Source organism: Halomonas fontilapidosi (assembly GCF_014192285.1).
Classification (GTDB): Bacteria; Pseudomonadota; Gammaproteobacteria; order Pseudomonadales; family Halomonadaceae; genus Halomonas; species Halomonas fontilapidosi.
In genome coordinates, this window is sequence record NZ_JACHXQ010000004.1 from 47,426 (window position 1) to 69,255 (window position 21,830).

21 protein-coding genes and 1 pseudogene are annotated in these 21,830 nt (G+C 65.7%); 12 read left to right on the forward strand and 10 right to left on the reverse strand.

The window, feature by feature from the left end; all coding sequences use genetic code 11:
* Positions 1 to 24 precede the first annotated feature (24 nt).
* The 12 genes and pseudogenes from FHR95_RS07595 (at position 25) to FHR95_RS07650 (ending at position 11,658) form a co-directional block, all read left to right on the forward strand.
* Positions 25 to 1,275 carry a sarcosine oxidase subunit beta family protein gene (locus FHR95_RS07595; RefSeq protein WP_040183515.1) on the forward strand — a complete coding sequence of 417 codons (1,251 nt, stop codon included), beginning with the start codon at positions 25 to 27 and terminating at the stop codon, positions 1,273 to 1,275.
* Positions 1,276 to 1,287: 12 nt separating this feature from the next.
* Positions 1,288 to 1,644, forward strand: coding sequence for a sarcosine oxidase subunit delta (locus FHR95_RS07600; protein WP_040183514.1), 357 nt, complete (start codon positions 1,288 to 1,290; stop codon positions 1,642 to 1,644).
* The gene (locus FHR95_RS07605; protein ID WP_183313955.1) at positions 1,641 to 4,691 is read left to right on the forward strand and encodes a sarcosine oxidase subunit alpha; all 3,051 of its coding nucleotides are present in this window, start codon (positions 1,641 to 1,643) and stop codon (positions 4,689 to 4,691) included. Before FHR95_RS07600 ends, FHR95_RS07605 begins: the two co-directional genes overlap by 4 nt.
* Positions 4,684 to 5,319 carry a sarcosine oxidase subunit gamma gene (locus FHR95_RS07610; protein WP_183313956.1) on the forward strand — a complete coding sequence of 212 codons (636 nt, stop codon included), beginning with the start codon at positions 4,684 to 4,686 and terminating at the stop codon, positions 5,317 to 5,319. The genes FHR95_RS07605 and FHR95_RS07610 overlap by 8 nt, the downstream gene beginning before the upstream one ends.
* A gap of 71 nt (positions 5,320 to 5,390) precedes the next feature.
* Complete coding sequence (gene purU / locus FHR95_RS07615) at positions 5,391 to 6,257, forward strand: formyltetrahydrofolate deformylase (RefSeq protein WP_183313957.1); 867 nt, start codon at positions 5,391 to 5,393, stop codon at positions 6,255 to 6,257.
* 168 nt (positions 6,258 to 6,425) lie between these two features.
* Positions 6,426 to 6,594: pseudogene (locus tag FHR95_RS17405) on the forward strand (aldehyde dehydrogenase family protein); the annotation flags it as partial.
* Positions 6,595 to 6,608: 14 nt separating this feature from the next.
* Positions 6,609 to 6,752, forward strand: a complete 144-nt coding sequence (locus FHR95_RS17410) for a hypothetical protein (protein WP_183313958.1) — start codon at positions 6,609 to 6,611, stop codon at positions 6,750 to 6,752.
* A 13-nt stretch (positions 6,753 to 6,765) separates the two neighbouring features.
* Positions 6,766 to 7,689: a DMT family transporter gene (locus FHR95_RS07630; RefSeq protein WP_246378443.1), complete on the forward strand. Its 924-nt coding sequence runs from the start codon at positions 6,766 to 6,768 to the stop codon at positions 7,687 to 7,689.
* Positions 7,690 to 7,835: 146 nt separating this feature from the next.
* Entirely contained in the window at positions 7,836 to 8,228 is a 393-nt protein-coding gene (locus tag FHR95_RS07635; RefSeq protein ID WP_183313959.1) for a ribonucleotide reductase subunit alpha, read from the forward strand.
* A gap of 137 nt (positions 8,229 to 8,365) precedes the next feature.
* A complete protein-coding gene (ahpC, locus tag FHR95_RS07640) occupies positions 8,366 to 8,929 on the forward strand; it encodes an alkyl hydroperoxide reductase subunit C (protein ID WP_040183500.1) in 564 nt (187 codons plus the stop codon).
* Positions 8,930 to 9,110: 181 nt separating this feature from the next.
* Positions 9,111 to 10,664, forward strand: a complete 1,554-nt coding sequence (gene ahpF / locus FHR95_RS07645) for an alkyl hydroperoxide reductase subunit F (protein WP_183313960.1) — start codon at positions 9,111 to 9,113, stop codon at positions 10,662 to 10,664.
* Between the two features lie 202 nt (positions 10,665 to 10,866).
* Positions 10,867 to 11,658 (forward strand): EAL domain-containing protein, encoded by a 792-nt coding sequence (locus FHR95_RS07650; RefSeq protein ID WP_183313961.1) that lies wholly within the window; start codon positions 10,867 to 10,869, stop codon positions 11,656 to 11,658.
* A gap of 26 nt (positions 11,659 to 11,684) precedes the next feature.
* On the opposite strand, the gene FHR95_RS07655 is transcribed toward FHR95_RS07650, so the two are convergent.
* The 10 genes from FHR95_RS07655 to FHR95_RS07700 form a co-directional block, all read right to left on the reverse strand.
* A complete protein-coding gene (locus FHR95_RS07655; RefSeq protein ID WP_183313962.1) occupies positions 11,685 to 12,050 on the reverse strand; it encodes a DUF6164 family protein in 366 nt (121 codons plus the stop codon).
* A 54-nt stretch (positions 12,051 to 12,104) separates the two neighbouring features.
* A complete protein-coding gene (locus FHR95_RS07660) occupies positions 12,105 to 12,659 on the reverse strand; it encodes a hypothetical protein (protein WP_183313963.1) in 555 nt (184 codons plus the stop codon).
* Between the two features lie 79 nt (positions 12,660 to 12,738).
* Positions 12,739 to 13,290 (reverse strand): nitrous oxide reductase accessory protein NosL, encoded by a 552-nt coding sequence (locus FHR95_RS07665; protein ID WP_183313964.1) that lies wholly within the window; start codon positions 13,288 to 13,290, stop codon positions 12,739 to 12,741.
* Positions 13,291 to 13,322: 32 nt separating this feature from the next.
* Entirely contained in the window at positions 13,323 to 14,147 is an 825-nt protein-coding gene (locus FHR95_RS07670; RefSeq protein ID WP_183313965.1) for an ABC transporter permease, read from the reverse strand.
* Entirely contained in the window at positions 14,144 to 15,088 is a 945-nt protein-coding gene (locus FHR95_RS07675) for an ABC transporter ATP-binding protein (protein WP_040183494.1), read from the reverse strand. Before FHR95_RS07675 ends, FHR95_RS07670 begins: the two co-directional genes overlap by 4 nt.
* Positions 15,085 to 16,401: a nitrous oxide reductase family maturation protein NosD gene (locus FHR95_RS07680; RefSeq protein ID WP_183313966.1), complete on the reverse strand. Its 1,317-nt coding sequence runs from the start codon at positions 16,399 to 16,401 to the stop codon at positions 15,085 to 15,087. The genes FHR95_RS07675 and FHR95_RS07680 overlap by 4 nt, the downstream gene beginning before the upstream one ends.
* Before the next feature lie 310 nt (positions 16,402 to 16,711).
* On the reverse strand, positions 16,712 to 18,586 hold the full coding sequence (nosZ, locus tag FHR95_RS07685; protein WP_040183493.1) for a TAT-dependent nitrous-oxide reductase: 1,875 nt from the start codon (positions 18,584 to 18,586) through the stop codon (positions 16,712 to 16,714).
* A gap of 2 nt (positions 18,587 to 18,588) precedes the next feature.
* Complete coding sequence (gene nosR / locus FHR95_RS07690) at positions 18,589 to 20,727, reverse strand: transcriptional regulator NosR (protein WP_183313967.1); 2,139 nt, start codon at positions 20,725 to 20,727, stop codon at positions 18,589 to 18,591.
* A 94-nt stretch (positions 20,728 to 20,821) separates the two neighbouring features.
* Positions 20,822 to 21,142 carry a c-type cytochrome gene (locus FHR95_RS07695; protein WP_040183492.1) on the reverse strand — a complete coding sequence of 107 codons (321 nt, stop codon included), beginning with the start codon at positions 21,140 to 21,142 and terminating at the stop codon, positions 20,822 to 20,824.
* A gap of 184 nt (positions 21,143 to 21,326) precedes the next feature.
* Positions 21,327 to 21,779 carry an Rrf2 family transcriptional regulator gene (locus FHR95_RS07700; RefSeq protein WP_040183491.1) on the reverse strand — a complete coding sequence of 151 codons (453 nt, stop codon included), beginning with the start codon at positions 21,777 to 21,779 and terminating at the stop codon, positions 21,327 to 21,329.
* Positions 21,780 to 21,830: the final 51 nt, after the last annotated feature.

Sequence of the window (21,830 nt, forward strand, 5' to 3'; positions counted from 1 at the left end):
CGATGCCGAGCTGAGGAGACCCCTATGCAACGTTATTCAGGCTTCGGGCTGGTCAAGCACGCGCTGAGCCATCATGAGAACTGGCAGCGTCAGTGGCGCAACCCCGTGCCCAAGAAACAGTACGACGTGATCATCGTCGGCGGCGGCGGCCATGGCCTGGCCACCGCCTACTATCTGGCCAAGGAGTTCGGCGTCAAGAACGTGGCAGTGATCGAGAAGGGCTGGCTGGGCGGGGGCAATACCGCCCGCAACACCACCATCGTGCGTTCCAACTACCTGTGGGACGAGGCCGCCGCCCTCTATGAGCACTCCATGAAGCTGTGGGAGGGCCTCTCCCAGGACCTGAACTACAACGTCATGTTCTCCCAGCGCGGCGTGCTGAACCTGGGCCACACCCTGCAGGACATGCGGGATATCCAGCGTCGGGTCAACGCCAACCGCCTCAATGGCATCGACGGGGAAGTGCTGGACGCCAAGGGCGTTCAGGCCCTGGTGCCGATCATGGACTGCTCCAAGAACGCTCGCTATCCGGTGCTCGGTGCCTCCTGGCAGCCCCGCGCCGGGGTGGCGCGTCACGATGCCGTCGCCTGGGGATTCGCCCGAGCGGCCGACGCCCATGGCGTGGATATCCTCCAGCAGACCGAGGTCACCGGCTTCAAGATCCGCGATGGCCAGATCCACGGGGTGCATACCAACCGGGGTGACATCGAGGCCAAGACGGTAGGCTGCGTGACCGCCGGCAACTCCGGCGTGCTGGCCAAGATGGCCGGTATCAAGCTGCCGCTGGAATCGCATCCCCTCCAGGCGCTGGTCTCCGAACCGATCAAGCCGGTGCTCGACACCGTGGTGATGTCCAACCATGTACACGGCTACATCAGCCAGTCCGACAAGGGCGACCTGGTGATCGGCGCCGGGATCGACGGCTATAACGGCTACGGTCAACGCGGCAGCTACCCCACCATCGAGCACACGCTGCAGGCCATCGTCGAGATGTTCCCGATCTTCTCGCGGGTGCGCATGAATCGCCAGTGGGGCGGGATCGTCGATACCTGTCCGGATGCCTGCCCGATTCTCTCCAAGACCCGGGTCAAGGGACTCTATTTCAACTGCGGCTGGGGAACCGGCGGCTTCAAGGCCACGCCGGGGTCGGGGCATGTCTTCGCGGCCAGCCTTGCCAAGGGTGAGATGCACTCGATTGCCGCGCCGTTTTCCATCGACCGCTTCCATACCGGGGCGCTGGTCGATGAGCACGGTGCCGCCGGCGTGGCCCACTAAGGAGATTTCGCCATGTTCAATATCCACTGTCCCTACTGCGGCGAGCTCCGAGAAGAGGAGGAATTTCATCCCAAGGGTCAGGCGCATATCGCCCGCCCGGCGGACCCCGCCGCCTGCACCGACGAGGAGTGGGGCGACTACCTGTTCTTCCGTGACAACCCGCGCGGCATCCACCATGAGCTGTGGGTTCACGCCGTGGGCTGTCGCAAGTTCTTCAACATCACACGGCATACCGTGAGTTACGAGATCCTCGAGACCTACAAGATGGGCGAGCAGCCGTCATTCACCGCCGAGTATCCCCAGGGCGGCAGCGACGCAGCGGCGATGCACCCGGCACAGGTCGCGCAACAGGCAGGAGTCCACGCATGAGCCAACCCAATCGCCTCAGCCAGGGCGGACGCATCGACCGTTCCCGCAAGCTGCACTTCACCTTCAACGGCAAGCGCTATCAGGGCCATGCCGGTGACACCCTGGCCGCTGCGCTGCTGGCCAACGGCGTGGATATCGTCAACCGCAGCTTCAAGTACTCCCGCCCGCGCGGCATCGTGGCCGCCGGTGCCGAGGAGCCCAATGCCGTGGTCCAGCTCGGCAGCAGTGAAGCGGGGCAGGTGCCCAACGTGCGTGCCACCCAGCAGGCACTGTTCGATGGCCTGGTGGCGCGCAGTACCAACGGCTGGCCGAATGTCCAGCGTGACATGATGAGCCTGGTCGGCAAGCTGGGCGGCCAGTTCATGCCGCCCGGGTTCTACTACAAGACCTTCATGGCGCCGGCGTCGCTGTGGATGACCTACGAGAAGTTCATTCGCAAGGGAGCGGGCCTGGGGCGCAGCCCCACGGAGCAGGATCCGGACATCTACGATCATCTGCATCAGCACTGCGATGTGCTGGTAATCGGCGCCGGTCCTGCGGGATTGGCGGCCACGCTGGCCGCGGCACGCAGCGGCGCTCGGGTGATCCTCTGCGACGAGCAGGAGGAGATGGGCGGCTCGCTGCTGGATGCGCGTGAGCGCCTCGACGGCAAGCCGGCGTCTCAGTGGGTGGCAGAAGCTCTCGCCACGCTGGCCGGTATGGAGAACGTGACCCTGCTGCCGCGCACCACGGCCAACGGCTACCACGATCACCACTTCGTGACGCTGCATGAACGGCGCACCGAGCACCTCGGCGAGACGGCCCCGCTGCGCGATGGTCATCGTCAGGTACGTTCACGCATGCACCGCGTGCGGGCTGGCCGGGTGGTACTGGCGACGGGAACCCATGAGCGTCCGCTGGTCTATGCCAACAATGACGTGCCGGGCAACCTGGTGGCCGGCGCGGTGTCGACCTATGTCCGCCGCTACGGAGTTGTGCCCGGCCAGCGACTGGTGCTCTCCACCAGCAACGATCACGCCTACCGTGCCGCCCTGGACTGGCTGGAGAGCGGGCGCGAGGTGGTGGCCATCGCCGATGCGCGCGCCAACCCCGACGGCGAACTGGTCGAGCAGGCCCGAGCCCAGGGTATTCGCATCATGACCGGCAGCGCGGTGGTCGAGGCCAAGGGTGACACGCGAGTCACTGGTGCGCGGGTGGCGAAGGTCGATCTGGACGGTTTTCGGGTCGTCGGAAAGGCCGAGACCCTCGACTGTGACACCATTGCCAGTTCCGGCGGCTATAGCCCGGTCATCCACCTGGCCTCCCACACAGGGGGGCGGCCGACCTGGCGCGATGACCTGCTGGCCTTCGTTCCGACCCTGGTAAAGGGCGTGAGCGCGGCCGGCGGTGCCCACGGCATCTATGCCACCGCCGAGGTGCTGGCGGACGGTCAGCACGCGGGCGGCCAGGCGGCCAGCGAGCTCGGCTTCCAGGCGGTCTCGATCGAGCTGCCGAAGGTCGCCGCGCGTCGCGATGGCCCTGCCTGCGCGCTCTATCAGGTTCCCCACGAGAAGCCGACGCTGCGGGCCCCCAAGCAGTTTGTCGACCTGCAGAACGACGTCACCGCGGCGGGGATCGAACTGGCCACGCGCGAGGGGTTCGAGTCCATCGAGCACGTCAAGCGCTACACAGCCATGGGCTTCGGCACCGACCAGGGCAAGCTCGGCAACATCAATGGCATGGCCATTGCCGCGCGCTGCCTGAACAAGTCGATTCCGGAAGTGGGCACCACGGTGTTCCGCCCCAACTACACCCCGGTGACCTTCGGCGCCATCGTCGGCCGTCACTGTCGGGAACTGTTCGACCCCGAGCGCTACACCGCCATGCATCAGTGGCACGTGGAGCACGGCGCCGAGTTCGAGGACGTGGGCCAGTGGAAGCGGCCCTGGTACTTTCCACAAGTACGCGCGGATGCCGTCAACGGCGAACTCGAGAGTATGGCGGAGGCGGTGGCCCGCGAGTGCCGTGCCGTGCGTGAGGCGATCGGCATCCTCGATGCCTCGACGCTGGGCAAGATCGATATCCAGGGCCCCGACGCCCGTGAGTTCCTGGGGCGGGTCTACACCAACAAGTGGGCCAAGCTGGCCCCCGGTCGTGTGCGCTATGGCCTGATGTGCAAGGACGACGGCATGGTGTTCGATGACGGCACCACCAGCTGCCTGGGCGAGAACCACTTCCTGATGACCACCACCACCGGCGGCGCGGCCGGCGTGCTGGAGTGGCTGGAGCTTTGGCATCAGACCGAGTGGCCCGAGCTGCAGGTCTATTTCACATCGGTGACCGACCACTGGGCGACCATGACCATCACCGGGCCCGAGGCCCGCAAGCTGCTGGCCGAGCTCACCGACATCGACCTGGACCGCGAGGCCTTCCAGTTCATGGACTGGCGCGAGGGCAAGGTGGCCGACGTCCCCGCCCGCGTGTTCCGCATCTCGTTTACCGGCGAGCTCGCCTACGAGATCAACGTCCAGGCCAACTATGCCCAGCACGTATGGGATGCGCTGTTCGCCCATGGCGAGAAATACGGCCTGACGCCCTACGGCACGGAAACGATGCATGTGCTTCGCGCGGAAAAGGGCTTCATCATCGCCGGCCAGGAGACCGATGGCTCGGTGACGCCGGAAGACCTCGGCATGCAGTGGTGCGTGGGCTACGACAAGCCGTTTTCCTGGATCGGCCAGCGAGCGCTGACGCGCGAGGACACGAAACGCGAAGGTCGCAAGCAGCTGGTGGGCCTCAAGCCCAAGGATGCCAAGGTGGTGCTGGAGGAGGGGGCGCAGATCGTCCTTGATCCGACGCATGCGATTCCCATGCCGATGGTGGGCCACGTGACCTCGAGCTATTACAGCCCGACCCTGGATTCAGGCTTTGCCCTGGCCGTGATCAAGGGCGGTCAACAGCGCATGGGCGAAACCGTTTATCTGCCCATGGCCGATGGTCAGACCCACGAAGCCGAAATTGTCAGCCCGATCTTCGTCGATCCCAAGGGAGAGCGTCAGAATGTCTAACGTCGCCATCTTCGATACTCGCACCGATGCCAAGATTCCCCTGGAATCGCCGCTGGCTTACGCCTATCGACGCTTCGGGGCGCCGGCCGCCACGGCCAGAAGTCGCGTGACGCTGCGCGAGCGGCCGTTTCTGGGCCACCTGATCCTGCGCGGCGGCGCCATCGTCCTCGACGAGGCGGTTCGCGAGGTGCTGGGTATCTCGCTGCCCGGTGAGCCGCAGGGCCTTGTCCTTGATGCCGAGGGCGAGCGTTCCATCCAGTGGCTCTCTCCCGATGAGTGGCTGGTGATCGTGCCCGGTGGCGAGGAGTTCACGCTGGAGAACCGGTTGCGGGAGGCCCTGGCCGGTGCCCACTTCGCCATCAGCAACGTCAGCGGCGGCCAGACCCTGGTCGAGCTGGAAGGCGAGGCCGCCCGCGAGCTGCTGATGAAGTCGGTGATCTACGATGTGCATCCCAGCCATTTCCCGGTCGGCAAGGGCGTCACCACGGTCTTTGCCAAGACCACGGTGATCCTGCGCCGCCCCTCCGACGCTCGCTGGGAGCTGGTCGTACGCCGCAGCTTCGCAGATTACACCTATCGCTGGCTGCTGGACGCCGGTGAAGCGCACGACATCGGCGTCGAGCGCTGACCCCCGCCTTTCCTTCCACAGAGTTTACAGGCCGGGGCTCGCCCCGGCCTGCTTCGTCAGGAGACAACCCCATGAGCCATCTGGCCGATACCTGGACTCTCACGGCCCAGTGCCCCAGCCGACTGGGGACCGTGGATGTGGTGACCCGCTTTCTCAAGGAGAATGGCTGCTACATCACCGAACAGCAGTCCTTCGACGATCGTCTTGCCGACCGCTTCTTCATCCGCACCGAGTTTACGCCGCAGCTCACCGCCTTCGATGCCGAGGCCTTTGAGGCCGCCTTCGCGGATCGGGCCGGCGAGTTCGAGATGGTCTTCGAACTCGCCGCACCGGGCGCGCGCATTCCGGTGGTGATCATGGTCTCCAGGGCGGATCATTGCCTGAATGATCTCTTGTACCGCTATCGGACCGGCCAGCTGCCGATCGAGATTCGTGCCATCGTCTCCAACCACCCGGACCTGGCGAACCTGGCGGAGTGGCACGGCATCCCCTATTACCATTTTCCGATCACGCCCGAGACCAAGCCCGAACAGGAAGCGCAGGTGGCAAAGGTCATCGAGGAGACCGGCGCGGAACTGGTGATTCTGGCCCGCTACATGCAGGTGCTCTCGAGCCGGATGTGCGAGCAGCTCAGCGGCCGTGCCATCAATATTCACCATTCGCTGCTGCCGGGCTTCAAGGGAGCGAAGCCCTATCATCAGGCCTACGAGAAGGGCGTGAAGCTGGTCGGTGCCACGGCTCACTACATCAATGACGACCTGGACGAGGGACCGATCATCACCCAGGCGGTAGAGTCGGTCAGCCATGCCGATTACCCCGAGGACCTGGTGGCCAAGGGCAGGGATATCGAATGTCTGGCCCTGGCGAGAGCGGTGGCCCTGCACGTGGAGCGGCGCGTCTTCCTGCATGCAAGGCGCACCGTGATCTTCGAGCGTTAGCCGTTGCCGCTGATGAGCGAGATGCCGGCCGCATCGGCCACCTGCTTCAGCGTGGGCTGATCGGAGCCTCGGCGCCGTCGATATCTTCGTCAAGGATCTCAACATCGTCCACTAGACTTGGCCTTGCCGACCCCGGTAGCCTCTTCGGCACTGCAGCAGTTCACCGCGGCCAAGGGCGTTCGCAGCGGCCAGGTCTTCGTCAACAACTATGGTGCCGCCGGCGGGATCGAGTTACCGTTCGGCGGCGTCGGCCGCTCCGGGCATGGTCGCATAAAGGGCTTCGAGGGGCTGCGCAGCTATAACACGCATCAAGACCGTGGCGATCCACCACGGATGAGCAGGGAGGCAAGCATGACACAGACACCGCGTATCGGCCTGGCCGAGGCCGCGGATGCGGTGCTGGCCGATGCGGTGGAGGCACTGCATGTGGGGATCGACGACCAGGGCCTGACGGTGCCGGAAGTCATCCGTGTCCTGGAGGGGAGGAAAGCGTGAGAGAGGCACGCCTATGATGTTGGGGAGGTCGGATGCCGGTCTCTCCCACCGTCAGCAGGGCCTGCTGCTGACCGGGGGCGGGGCGCTGATCATGTCGCCGGATGCGCTGCTGATCAAGCTGGCGGCCCTGCCGGACGCCGAGATCTTGATGTGGCGGGGCTTCCTTTCGGCGTTGGGCTTTCTGGTGATCGCGCTGGCGCGCTACGGCCGAGGCACCTTGGCAGCCTATCGGCGCAGCGGTGGCACCGGCATCGCCGTGGCACTGCTTTTCAGTCTGACGACCTGCGGCTTCGTGCTGGGCAACCAGTACACCAAGGCGGGTAATGTTCTTTTGATCCTGGCGGGAGCGCCGCTGATTGCCGCCCTGCTGTCCCGCGCGATCCTTGCCGAGCGGTTGCCGTGCCGTACCTGGCTGTCGATCGCGCTCTGCATGCTGGGGATCGGGATGATCGTGATCGACGATACCGGGGCGGGCTCCTGGGTGGGTAATGCCTTTGCCCTTATGGCGGCTACCACCCTGGCGCTCAATTTCACGCTTTGCCGTCGGCGTCCCGGCGTGGACATGAGTCCGATGCTGGTGTTCAACGGCCTCATCGTGGGGTGTGGCGCTGCTCTGTTCCTGCTTCTGGGCGATGGCGGGATCGACATGCCGCCGATCGATCGCTGGTTGCTGGTCGTGTTGTTATGTCTGTTCATCGTGCCGACGGGGGTAACCCTGCTGCAGCGCGGGCCCCTCTATTTGCCCGCTGCCGAGGTCGGCCTGCTGCTGCTGCTGGAGGTCGTGGTCGGCACTCTCTGGGCATGGTGGTTGCTGGGCGAGACGCCGGCACCGATCGCGCTGGTTGGTGGCGGGCTGGTACTGGGCACCTTGGTGACCAAGGGACTCTATGAGCGGCGCCTGGAGCTCCGATTGCGTTCTGCAGTGGCATCTCGCTGACAGTGGCTGGTCATTAGGGGTAGCGGACATTCGCCGGCGCTCCGAAACGTGATCTGGGTCGCATGGGCGACGAAACGCTCTTTTCGAAGCGGGGCCGGCCCGTTACGCTGCCTGCCAATACACCGTCCCGACCCGAAGGAGTGCCCGTGGCCATTTCCTGTTTTGCCGATCTGCTGGATGAGGCGCGTGCCCAGGCAGAGCCGCAGCGCCTGCTGTTCGTCTTCACCCGTGCCGAGTTACCGGACCATCCCAGTGAGGAGCAGCGCCGTCGCTTCGAACAGGGCGAGGGTGGCGTGCTGACGCCGGTGGTCTGCGTCGACAAGGCCCCCGAGGAGCTCTCCGACATGGCGGCGCTAGTGGAAGAGTCCCGGCAGGCCGGGGCCGACTGGGACATCGTCTTCGTGGCGGCTCTCGCCGGTGAGGACGCCGAGGCCCAGGCCGAGCAGCACCTCAACCGCATGGTGGAATCGCTCAAGATGGGCAATATCGCGCAGTTCCTGGCGTTCGACCGTCAGGGCGAGGCGGTAAGCATCGGCTGACCCGGAATCGTCATCTCCATAGGGTTGAATTATCAGGGTGATGACGCCATTCAATTTACGCTATCAGGAGATGCGGGCTACCATGCGCCTCGTATCGCCGCCATGTATTCAACGAAAGTCGAAAGGAGCACTACCGAATGTCGCTGCTGAACACCGAAGTCAAGCCGTTCAAGGCCACCGCCTATTACAACGGCGAGTTCATCGACGTCTCCGAGGAGAGCCTGAAGGGTCAGTGGAACATCTTCTTCTTCTATCCGGCCGACTTCACCTTCGTCTGCCCCACCGAACTGGGTGACCTGGCCGACAACTACGAAGCGTTCAAGAAGCTCGGCGTCGAGATCTACAGTGTCTCCACCGACACCCACTTCACCCACAAGGCGTGGCACGACAGCTCCGAGACCATCAACAAGCTGCAGTATCCGATGCTGGCCGACCCGACTCACGCCATCTCGCGCAACTTCGAGGTGCTGATCGAGGAAGATGGCGTCGCCGAGCGCGGCACCTTCGTGGTCGACCCCGATGGCAAGATCCAGATCATCGAGCTGAACGCCGGCAACATCGGCCGTAACGCCGAAGAGCTGCTGCGCAAGGTCAAGGCCGCCCAGTACGTGCGTGCCAACCCCAACGAAGTCTGCCCGGCCAAGTGGGAAGAGGGCGAAGAGACCCTGGCCCCGTCCCTGGACCTGGTCGGCAAGATCTAAGCGATCCGCTCCTGCCGGTGAGGCCTGCCATGGCCTCACCTGTTCCCGCCCGGGCATCCTCTGCCCGGGTGGTCGAGTCAACCTCGATCCCCGCAAGCATGAGCTCCCGCGACACCTGTCGGTGAGCGCACGTCGAGCCCATGTCTTACTCAGCACCCGAACATGAAGGAATCTCGCTGTCATGTTGGACGACAACCTGAAAACTCAGCTCAAGGCCTATCTGGCCAAGGTCACTCAGCCCTTCGAGATCGTTGCGTCCCTCGATGACGGCGCCAAGTCGAAGGAGCTGCATGGCCTGCTCACCGATATTGTCGGCCTGACCGACAAGATCACCCTGAAGCTCGATGGTCAGGACGCGCGCCGCCCCTCCTTCGCGCTCAATCGCCCCGGCGAGGAGACCGGTGTGGTGTTCGCCGGCCTGCCGATGGGTCACGAGTTCACCTCTCTGGTACTGGCGCTGCTGCAGGTGGGCGGCCACCCCCCCAAGGCGTCCGATGAGGTGGTCGAGCAGATCAAGGGACTCGAGGGCGAGCTGCGCTTCGAGACCTATTTCTCGCTCTCCTGCCAGAACTGCCCGGATGTGGTTCAGGCGCTCAACCTGATGGCCATCCTCAACCCGGGCGTCCACCACGTGGCGATCGACGGCGCGCTGTTCAAGGACGAGGTGGAGGAACGCCAGGTGATGTCGGTGCCCAGCATCTACCTCAACGGCGAGCCCTTCGACCAGGGCCGCATGAGCCTGGAGCAGATCCTGGCCAAGGTGGATACCGGCGCCGCTGAGCGCGAGGCCGCCAAGCTCGGCGAGAAGCCGGCCTTCGATACGCTGATGATCGGCGGTGGTCCTGCCGGTGCCGCGGCGGCGGTCTATGCCGCGCGCAAGGGCATCCGCACTGGGGTGGCCGCCGAACGCTTCGGGGGCCAGGTGCTCGATACCATGGGCATCGAGAATCTCATCTCCGTGCCCCACACCGAGGGCCCCAAGCTGGCCGCGGCGCTGGAAGAGCACGTCAAGGAGTATGAGGTCGACATCATGAACCTGCAGCGTGCGGTCACGTTGCTGCCCGGCCAGCCTGGCGAAGAGCATGAAGTGCGGTTCGCCTCCGGCGCCAGCCTGAAAAGCAAGACCCTGGTGCTGGCCACCGGCGCCCGCTGGCGCGAGATGGGCGTACCCGGTGAGGCCGAGTACCGCAACAAGGGCGTGGCCTACTGCCCCCACTGTGACGGGCCGCTGTTCAAGGGCAAGCGCGTGGCAGTGATCGGCGGCGGTAACTCCGGCGTTGAGGCGGCCATCGATCTGGCCGGCATCGTCGGCCACGTCACCCTGGTCGAGTTCATGGACGAGATGCGCGCCGACGCGGTGCTGCAGAAGAAGCTGCGCAGCATGCCCAACGTGGAGATTATCCTCGGCGCGCGTACGACCGAGGTGAATGGCGACGGCACGCGCGTTAACGGCCTCACCTACGAGGAGCGGACCAGCGGCGAGATCCGCCGTCTCGAGCTCGAGGGGGTGTTTGTGCAGATCGGCCTGGTACCCAATACCGAGTGGCTGCAGGACTCGCCCATCGAACTTTCCGAGCGCGGCGAGATCGTGGTCGACGCCCACGGCATGACCTCGGTGCCCGGCATCTTCGCGGCCGGTGACGTGACCACCGTTCCCTACAAGCAGATCGTGATTGCCATGGGCGAGGGCTCCAAGGCCGCGCTGGGCGCCTTCGACTACCTCATTCGTCAGTGATCCGACGCCGGGCGGCGACGACGCCCGGCGCGGTCAGCCCCCTCATCTGGCGCTGCCTTTCACGCTTACCGAGCGACCCGGTGATTGCGCCATCCTGGCGCGCTTGGGATAGTATTGCGGTTCGTGCCTGCTCTCGGCCAGGCCGACAGCTTCCCGCAACGGTTGCCGGGAAAGATCGACAAGCACTGACAAGGAGTCGCCGATGTCGAGCTGTGCGCGCGTCGCGGGGTACTGCGGCCGCTGCGAAGGGGAACTGCCCTTCGACTTCACCATGGCCTTCCAGCCGATCGTCGATGTAGAGGCGGCAAGCATCACCACCTACGAAGCACTGGTCAGAGGGCCGGCGGGAGAGTCGGCCTGGAGCGTCCTTTCCCAGGTCACCGATGACCTGCTCTATCGCTTCGACCAGGCGTGCCGGGTGCGAGCCATCGAGATGGCCAGCGCGCTGGGCATGCGCGAGAACCTGTCGATCAACTTCCTGCCCAATGCGGTCTATGAGCCCGAGGCCTGTATCCAGGCGACTCTGGATGTCTCGGCGCGGGTCGGCTGGCCTACCGAGCGCATCGTCTTCGAGATTACCGAGACCGAACGGGTCCGCGACCGTCAGCACCTGCGCAGCATCATCGACGCCTACCGTGCCATGGGCTTCGCCACGGCGCTGGACGATTTCGGCAACGGCTACGCCAACCTCGACCTCTTGACCGACCTGACGCCCGACCGCCTCAAGGTCGACCGCGAACTGATCACGGGGTGCGACGGAGACCGTCGCCGCCAAGTGCTGCTCGAGGCCGTGAAGCGACTGGCCGACGAACTCGACATCCGGCTGATTGCCGAGGGTGTCGAGACCCGCAAGGAGGCCCTGTGGCTGGCGCGCGCCGGCATCAACCACCAGCAGGGCTATTTCCATGCGCGGCCGGCGGTGGGCGCGCTGGCCGAGGACATGGAGCCGGCACTGGCGGCATTGCGCGACGAGAGCCGTCGGGCACGCGACTGAGGCGGCGTCAGTCGGTCAGCCACACCTCAGTCGGTCAGCCACACAAAGGGCACTAGCGACAAGGCCAGCACGGCGGCGGCGAGCAGGGCGAACAGCAGCGTGCGGATCGGCTGGCGCATCAGGCGCCGCCACAGGGTGGGCGCCTCGCCACGCTCGACGAGGGCATCATGCTCGCGCCGCACCTGCTCGCCGAGTGTCTGCTGGTAGTCATCGATCAGGGCGCGGGCCTGCGGCAGCTCGTCCGAGTCACGCAGCCAGATCGCGGCCACCCCCAGCCCCCAGAAGCCCGCTCGAGTCTCGAAGGTCGCCAGGCCATGCTCGTCGAGCAGCCGGCGAACCGCCTCGGCTTCCTCCTCGGGCACGTTGCGTAGATGGAACAGCAGCACGGCCACGCCTTACCTCCTATCGATCACGGTATCGATCACTGCGAATGCTGCCCGCGCCGCTCAGCGCTCGGTCGCGTTGCACAGGCGATGCAGGCGTTCGATCGCCTCGCCGGCGCCTGCCAGGTCGAACACCATGAACCAGGGGTCGTCCTCGCTGCGCATCATGCGCAGGCGCAGCAGTTTGCCGTTGGCCATCTCCTCGAACAGCAATTCGAGGTCAGGGAGTGCGAAGCGCACGTAGAAGCCCTTGTCACCACGCTCGGTGATGAAGGCGGCACTGCCGCTGTGGATGGTCGCCTGATCGACGCGCAGGTCGGCCGGCACGCGGTTCACCGTGGCGCTCCTGGCCTGATTCTCGGCGAGTTCCACCCGCAGCTCCAGCCAGGGCAGGTCGCAGGCGCCGGCACTGGCGTTGACGCTGAAGATGGCGTCGCTGTAGCTCTGCTGGTCGATGGCGCGGAAGTGGCGCTCCTCGCCCAGCGACAGGACCAAGGAGTGCCAGCCGCCATGGGCCCGCACGTCGCCGATATTGTAGTCGGTGGCCGACGCGGCCCCGGCAAGCAGCAGGCACAACGGCAGCAGCAGCGATGCGGCGAATCGGGATAGGCAGGGCATGGCGAGTCCTCGGGCCGGGGTGCGCCCGAGGCTATCACGCCGGAGAGGGCTGGCCCATCCCTGGCCAGCCATGCTGTCGCTAGTCGTGGCCGGACATCTCGTCCATCCGCCCGTCGCTATTACCTCCCAGTTCGCCGCGGCCCAGGCGACCCAACAGCTCGAGGTCGATCTCATCAAAGCTCACCAGCTCACCGCCGTGGGGCTCGCGAAACGCCTCGGCGTCGGCCTGTTCGGCAAACGACGCCAGGGTATGGCCCATGGCGCCACGCCGGTCATGGCCGACCACATAGACGGCCTCGCTGGCCAGGATGAAGGCCTCGTCCGAGGGCCTGCCCCAGGACGTTACCCCTACGTCGTGGACATAGGCGTGGGAGAGACGCGTCTCGTTTTCGGGCTGCTTGAGGAAGGCGAAGAGGTCCATGGTGGAGCAGAACTTCAGCGCTTCGCCCTGCTTGTCCAGGAACGCCTCGCCCTTGGGGCCGGGGTGCTCGCTGATCAGCATGCCGCAGACATGGCAACTGTCGCCGGACTCGATGGGGACAGGGGCCGCCAGGGTCTCGGGCTCGGATTCGCCGCAGCCGGCCAGCAGTAGACCGACGAGCAGGGCGAACAAGAGGGCGAATCGGGTCATGACGGTCTCTCTCATGGCGTGGACACGGTGGCTCAGGCGGCGCGGTGGCGGAAGCGCAGCAGCGCCAGCCCCAGCGGCACCAGGATCCAGGCCACCAGCAGGGTGGTGACGATGGCCGGGCGAAAGGCGCTGCCCTCGGCGATGGAGGTCAGGCCGCTGTAGCTGCGGGCGGCCTCGAAGCCGGCCAGGTTGATCAGCCGGAAGCATTCGGTGGGGTTGAGCAGCAGCAGCCACGGCAACCAGTCGCCGCCTCGCTCGACGCTGACCAGCAGCGCCAGTAGCCCCAGGTCGAAGACCAGCACGAACAGGAACCACACCACCAGCGCCAGGCCGGCGGCGCGGGCCTTTTCGGTGACCCACACGCTGATCAGGTAGGCGAAGGCGATGAATACCCAGCCCAGCAGGATGCTGCTGCCGATCAACAGACCCATGCCGGCAGCCAACTCGGCGAGCGGCACGCCCTCGGCGCCTACCGCGATCACCACGCCGGCCACGCCGAAGCCCAACAGCGTGGCGGCAGCGAGGATCAGGCCGTGGCCGAGGAACTTGCCCAGCAGTAGCTGGGTGCGGCTGATCGGATAGGTGAGCAGCAGCAGCAGGGTGCCCGCCTCCTGCTCGCCGACCACGGCGTCGTAGGCCAGCAGCAGGGCGATCAGCGGAATCAGGAACACGGCGAGTGTCGCCAGGCTGACCAGGGTGGTGGCCAGCGAGGTGAAGCCCAGGCCACCACTGGCGGCGGCGCCGAACCCGGCGATGCCCACGGCGAGGAAGGCCAGTACCAGGGCGATGGCCAGCACCCAGCGGTTACGCAGGCCGTCGCGGAACTCCTTGCCGGCGATGGTCAGGATGGCGTTCATCGGGCGTCTCCTCGTTGCGCGGGCGAGAGGCCGGCGGAGAAGTGGGTGTAGAGGTGTTCCAGGGTGGGCGGCAGCAGCTCGATGTCTTCGATGCCTGGGGTGTCGGTCAGCCGGCGCAGCACCGCGAGCTTGGCGTCTGCGGGCACCGTCAGTTCCACTTCGTGGCCGTTGACCGCCCGCGCCTCGATGCGTGGGTCATCCCACTTGCCCAGGTGGTGAGCCAGGTTGGCCTCGGCGCTGTGTCCACGCGCCTGCACGATGAGCGGTAGCGCGGCCTGCTGGCGCAGGTCGTCCAGGCTGCCCAGTGCCAGCCGCTTGCCCCCCCCGAGGATCAGCGCACGGTCGATATAGGGTTCGACGCCGGGCAGCACGTGGGAGGAGAGCAGCACCGTGCAGCCGCGCTCGCGCAGGCGACGCACCGTATCGAAGAAGGCGCGGGTGGCGGCCGGGTCGAGGCCGGTGGTGGGTTCGTCGAGCAGCAGCAGGCGCGGGTCGCCGAGCAGCGCCTGGGCCAGTCCGAGGCGCTGGCGCATGCCCTTGGAATAGGTCTTCACCCGCTGCGAGGCGGCGTGGCCGAGACCCACCTGGTCCAGCAGTTCGTTCACCTGGCGGCGATCGACCCGCTTGAGCCGGGCGAAATAGTCGAGAACCTCGCGGCCGCTGAGCTGCTCGTAGAAGCGCACGTTCTCCGGCAGGTAGCCCAGGCGGCGGCGCAGCGTCTCGGCGTGGGTACCGTCGGGTGCGCCACCCAGCACCGTCACGCGTCCCGCGCTGGGCGAGAGCAGCCCGAGGATGAGGTGCATGGTAGTGGTCTTGCCGGCGCCATTGTGGCCGAGCAGGGCCAGTACCTCGCCCTCGCTTACCTGGAGGTCGAGGGCGTCGAGGCGCACCAGCTCAGCGTCGCGGCGGGTGACGCCCTGGAAATCGATTACCGCGGTCATGCGTCGGCCTCGTCGAAGTCGGGTTCGTTCATCAGCGGATGGCTGTCCTTGACGCCCTGGGGTCGGAACACCGGGAACTGGCGCTGCACCCAGCGCAGGGCCAGCACCGCCGGGCTGTGCATCAGCAGCCGCGCCACCGGATAGCGCCACAGCAGGCGGTCCATGGCATCGTTGGGCTCGTAGGCGGTGTCGCCGATGCCGTCGCCGTCCAGGTCCCATCCCAGGTAGTCGCTCCAGTAGTTGCCGCGCCCCTCCACCGACCATTCCTGGGCGCGGGTGGCGACGTACATCACCTGCTGGCGGTTGCCGACGAAGGCGTTGCCTACCAGCGTGTTGTCCTCGGAGCCGGCGGTGAGGTGGATGCCGATATCGCTCCCGGCGAAGCGGTTGGCCGCGAAGCGATTGTACTGGGCGTTATAGACGAACAGTGCCTTGCCCTCGCCGCCGCTGATCAGCCCCTGGCCCTGCGCGTCGCGACGCTGCTCGATGCCGGTGATGCGGTTGCCGCGCAGGATTGAGTCGGTGATGTTGTTCATCAGGATGCCGTAGCGACGGTCGTCTTCCGAGCGGTTGTCGATCACCTCGAGCCGCTTGGACTGCATCAGCGCGTAGCCGGTGCGGGTGTGGCGGGTGGTGTTGCCCTCCAGGCGATTGTCGTGGGCATACATGTAGTGCACGCCGTAGCGCAGGTCCTGCATGTGGTTGCCGCGCAGCAAGCTCTGGCTGCTGGTGTCGATATAGATGCCGTCGCGGGTGTGGCGAATATCGTTGCCGGCCACCGTCACGTTGCGGACGTTGAACAGGTGCACGCCGTTGCCGCGATCCTGGGAGCGCAGCGCGGCGTCGCCGCGGATCACGTTGTCGAGCACCTGCACGTCACTGACGGCATCGAGCCAGATGCCGAAGCCGGGGCCACTCAGCCGCGAGTCGCGGATCACGCTGCCGGTGGCGTTCTCCTCGACAAAGATGCCGGCATCCATGTCGGTGAGGTTGGCGCCCCAGTTCTCGATGGTCAGGTCCTGGATCACAATGTCGGGGGCCTCGAGCACCATGGCGTGGCCGATGCCGCCGGCGTCGATCACCGCGCCCGGCTCGCCCTGCAGGGTGAGCGAGCGGTCGATGGTCAGCGAGCCGGGGTAACGGCCCTCGGGCAGCATCAGGCGGTCGCCGTCGCTGGCCTGGTCGATCAGCGGCTGCAGCGATTCGCCGGGGCTGGCCGTCCAGTCGGCGGCCAGCAGGTCGCCGGGTAGCCACGTGAGCCACCAGGCGACAAGAATCAGTCGGGGGACGACGCGAAACTGTCGTCGAGTCATGCGTCTCTCCGCGAAAAAGCGGGGGAATTCCGAGGGGCAGTAGGGTTGGCTTTCATCGTTCGAGGCTGACCCGGCGACAAGCCTGCGAGGAGGCGCTGTGAATACATCCTTGTACGCTACCGACGCCCTGCGGCGCTCTCGCATCCTGCGCCGCTTGCAGGGCCGGTGCGGGCCATCCATGGCCCGCCCGTTCGGAGCAATGCTCCTCACCCCTGGCGTAGGACCTCCTCTTCGGCTTGTCCCCGGCGCCTCTCGCTTCATGAGGCTAACGGTGACCCTCCCTTGGCCTGCTACCTTGATTCGATAGCGATCAGGCCTTCTCGACCAGCATGCGACCGGTCATTTCCATGTGCATGGCGTGGCAGAACCAGGAGCAGTAGTACCAGTACACCCCGGGCTTGTCGGCGGTGAAGGTAACGCTGGAGGTCTGCTGCGGGCCGATCTCCATGGAGGCGCCATGATTGACCATGACGAAGCCGTGGGTCAGGTCCTCCACCTGATCGAGGTTGGTCACCACCACGGTGACCTCGTCACCCTGCTTGACCTTGAACTCGCTCAGACCGAACTGGGGCGCCACCGAGATCATGTAGACGTGTACCTTGTTGCCATTGCGGACCACCTTGTTTTCGGTCTCGAGATTTACCCCGTCGGCCTCGGCCATGGCGCGGGTCTCGGCGAAGAAGGGATCGTCACGCGTCCACACCCGGCTGGGACTGAGCTGGTCGGCGCGCAGCAGGATGCAGTCGTGGGGTTCGGCGAAGGTGGGGCCATCGTGGACGAGCTTCATCTGCTCGCCGGAGATATCGATCAGCTGGTCATTTTCCGGGTGCAGCGGACCCACCGGCAGGAAGCGGTCCTTGGAGAACTTGGAGAGCACCACCAGCCACTTGCCGTCGGCATCCCGCGACTCGGTCAGGCTGGCGTGGTTGTGGCCCGGCTGGTAGTGGACGTCGAGCTTCTGGCGCAGGTAGTTCACTTCCTCGCCGTTGTAGGCGCGGATCGCGTCCTCGATGTTCCACTTGGCCACCTGGCTGTCGATGAACAGCGTGGTATAGGCATTGCCGCGGCCGTCGTAGGTGGTATGCAACGGCCCCAGGCCCAGCTCCGGCTCGCCGACCACGGTGTCGCGGGGCGCGATGGCGTCGTCGAACAGGGCGGGAAGCTTGTCGATGCCGATGATGGTGCAGGTCGGCGAGAGCTTGCCGTTGGCGATGAAATACTGGCCATCCGGCGAGGTGTTGAGGCCGTGAGGGTTCTTGGGCACCGGGATATAGCGGGTCAGCTGCGAGCCCTTGCGACCGTCGAGTACCGGCACGTCGCTGTCGCCCAGGGTCTCGAACTCGCCGGCTGACACGGCGGCCTCGATGGCGTCGACGTCGAAGACCACCACCCAGTCACGCTCGGCGCGCATGGTATCGGCCAGGGTCATGCCCTTCTCGGAGTTATAGCAGGTCGAGGCCACGAAACGGCCGGTGTAGTCGGCGTCGGTGTTGTCGAGATTGCCGTCGACGATCACCTGCCACGCCACCTCCATGCTCTCGGCATCGATGGCGTTGAACATGGTGAAGTAGTTGTCCGGGGTCTCCAGGTCGCGGCCGTCGTTGATCTGGGGGATGGGCAGTTCGGCGTTGGCGAAGACGTACTTGGTGTGCGGCACCTTCTGCAGGCGCAGGCCGTGGATCGCCTGGACGTTGGGAATGGTGGTGATCTTGTCCGTCTTCATGATGTCGAGACGGATACGCGCCACCCGCGTATTGGCCTTGTCGTTGATGAACAGGTACTTGCCGTCGTAACGGCCGTCGGTCATCGAGATGTGCGGGTGGTGGCAATCGCCGTTGAGGAAGCGCGCCGAGTCGCCGAGGATGCGCCGCGACTCGTTGGTGATGCCCCAGCCGGTAGCGCTGTCGATATTGAACACCGGGATGCGCATCAGCTCACGCATGGAAGGGATGCCCAGCACCCTCACCTCACCCTGGTGGCCACCGCTCCAGAAGCCGTAGTACTCGTCGAGCTCGCCGGGCGCGACCTCGATGCCGTCCTCGGCGGCCTTGGCCTCCTGGCTGCTCATCAGCGCGCCGGCGCCGAAGCCACCGGCCAGGCCGGCGCCGGCGACACCGGTCACGGCGCTGTTGCGCAGGAAGTGGCGGCGTCCAAGGTTCTCGATCGCTTTCTTCTTGTCACTCATGGTCAATCCTCCTGAAGGGTCGGGATTCGCTGCAGCTTGCGTTCTCGGGCACTGCCGGGGTCGTGCGTCTCCACGCCACCCTGGCCCGCGGCCATGCGCGCCGCCTTCTCATAGCGCTTGCGACGCTTGATCACCGGCGGGCAACGCTGGTCGTCGTAGTAGAGGACCTGGCAGTCGAGACAGTAGTGGCACTCGTTGGCATTGATGCGGCCATCGGGATGGATGGCGGCCACTTCGCATTCGTTGGCGCAGATCTGGCACGGGGTGCCACAGCTGCCGCGGTGCCGCTTCAGCCAATCGAAGAGACGCAGGCGGGCGGGGATCGCCAGGCCGGCGCCCAAGGGGCAGATGTAGCGGCAGTAGAACTTGTGGTTGAAGGCCGAGATCGCCACCAGCCCCAGGGCGTAGAGCACAAAGCCCCAGTCGCGCTGGAAGCGCAGGGTGATGGCGGTCTTGAAGGGTTCCACCTCGGCATAGCGCTCGGCGGTGCCCAGCGAGTGCAGCGAGAGACCGAACAGCGCCAGCAGGATGATGTACTTGATCGCCCAGAGGCGCTCGTGAAGCCCGAAGGGCACCTCGATCTGTTTCACGCCCAGCTTGCGCGCGGCCTTGTTGACCAGGTCCTGCAGGGCGCCGAAGGGGCATAGCCAGCCGCAGAACACGCCGCGGCCCCACAGCAGCAGGCTCACGGCGACGAAGGACCAGAGGATGAACATCATCGGGTCGATCAGGAAGGAGCTCCAGCTGAAGCCGCTGATCAGCGAATTGGTGAAGGTCAGGATGTTGACCACCGACAGCTGGGCCAGGGCATACCAGCCGATGAACACCAGGGTGTAGACCAGAAAGCCCAAACGCAGCGGGCGCAAGATCCTCGGGTGGCGTGCCAGCACGTCCTGGAACAGCATGATACCGGTGAGCACCAGCAGACCGGCGGCCAGCACGCCGATCTGGAAGGCCTTGTCTTTCCATACCTCCACCCAGATAGGCACTTCCTTGGGCGGCTCGGGTCGCTCGATATAGGCCTCTGGCACCGCGTAGTCGGCGGTGAAGCGGCTGAACTCGGTATCCAGCGGGCCCGAGGCGCGGCGTACCAGCAACTCCAGCTGCCATGGCTGGCCGGGGTTGAAGGCAGCGTCCTCGCGGATAATGAAGATGTCGCGCTCGTCGAAGGCCGGTGCGCCGTCCAGGGCGAGATCGCCCAGGCGAATATGATCGCGGTCGTGGAAGCTGATGTTGGTGTTGCCCTGGGAAAGCTCGATGCGATCGAAGATGCCGCCACGCACATAGCCTGATCCCTTGAAGGAGTAATCGCCGCGACCCAACACCGCGATGGCATGCTCGCCTTCGTCGAGTTCCTCCATCACGCGCTCGTAGCCGCTATCGCCCAGCAGGTTGCGACCGGCAGTGGGCGGGTTCAGGTAGGTATAGAAGAGCTCGATGAAGGTGCGCTCCGCCGGCTGCGGCGTGTGCATGAAGTCTTCGGCGGGGGTGCCGACGAAGGACGCGTCCACCTCGCCATGGGTCAGGTGCAGACGGCGGATAGTGCCATCACCGGTAAGCGCCTCCCAGTCGGCGGGAGAGAACACGTCCTGGCGCACCCTGGCTGGTGGTGCGCTGGAGGGGTCGGCGATCAGCCCCTGTTCGGCGGCGACCTGGCGCGCGGCGCGCATGATCGTGTCGCTGACCACGATGACCGTGACGGTGGCGCCGGAGATGGCGTCGAGGTTGTCGCCGACCTTCATGCGGTCGTTGACGTGAGCGGAGACGTGGTCGTCGGCGAAGCCCTCGAGCTTTGCTTCGGGGATGCCCACCAGCATGATGGGCTCCTCGTGGCTGATGACGTCTGCCTGAACGACTGTCCCCTCCAGGTCGATACCCACCAGCAGGTTGACCGGCTTGCCCGAATAGGCGGGAATCGGCGCCATGTCGACGCTCTCGAAGGCGTAGCCGAGCAGCTCGTCACCGGCATGCACCTCGCGCACCGGCCACTGGGACTCCGCCGGCTCCAGGCGGTCCGCCGTGGGAAAGCCCTCACGCACTTGCTCCAGCTCCAGGGCGTGCAAGGGCAGGGCGATCAGCAGGAGGAGTAGCGTCAGCAGCAAGCCGGCGAGGCCGGCGGGCCGAGAGAGTCGTGCGGGCATGACGAGGTCCTTGCGGGCATGAGCCTGGGCAATGCGGGGCGGCATCTCGGCCGCCATACAACAAGGGAGGCCGGCCCGAGGGCCGGCCGGGGGATCAGGGCTCGAGGCTGGCGTAGTAGGCCGACATATCGGCGATGTCCTCATCGGAGAGCCCTTGGGCCTGGGGCGCCATGATCGCGGACATGCCGCCACCGCGCTTGCCATCGCGATAGGCCTTCATGGCGCTTTCCAGGTAGGTGGCGGACTGGCCGGCGAGGTTCGGATAGATCGGCGCGGTACCCATGCCGTCGGTGCCGTGGCAGGCAGCGCAGGCGGCGATCTTGTCCTTGCCGGCTTCCGGGTCACCGGACTGGGCTTGGGCATCCATGGCCAGTAAGGCGCCGCCGAGCAGGCCGGCAATCAGCAGTGGCTTCATAACATACCTCCAATATGAATCTTTAAGTGCTTGAAAAAGCCCGGACCGGGCTGTGACCACGCCGGGCGAGTGAGGGCATGATGCCAGCCGATACCCGGGCGAGGCTTGACGTGCGTCACGTTCAGCCTAGACCCGAAGGCGGAAAAGGTAAAAGAGGGTGCTAATGCAGGGGTGCCAGCGTGGTTCAGCTGGCGGGAGGTACGTCATCGAGCTGCAGCAACCCGATCAGCTTGGGACGTTGTGGGCCCATCAGATCGGCGAGGGTGTAGTGGTCGAGTACGGCAAGAAAGGCATTAAGGGCTTCTGCCAGGATCGGCTTGAGCCGGCAGGCGGGCGTGATGACGCATTCGTTGGCGTCGCCGAAGCACTCCACCAGGTTCATGTCACGCTCGGTGTCGCGGACCAGCTCGCCCAGCCGAATCGTCTCCGGGGCACGCTTGAGCAGCAGGCCGCCGTTCTTGCCGCGGATGGCGGTGATGTAGCCACGATGATTGAGATCCTGAACGACCTTCATCAGGTGGTTGCGGGAGATCTCGAAACGCTCGGCGATCTCGGTGATGGTCGAGCGCTGCTCACCCTTGACGGCGAGATAGATCAGCACGCGCAGCGAATAATCGGTGAATCGAGTCAGGTGCATGGGCGTCCCGGCACGTTGGAGGCCTCGCGAGGCGTAATGACAAAACAGATA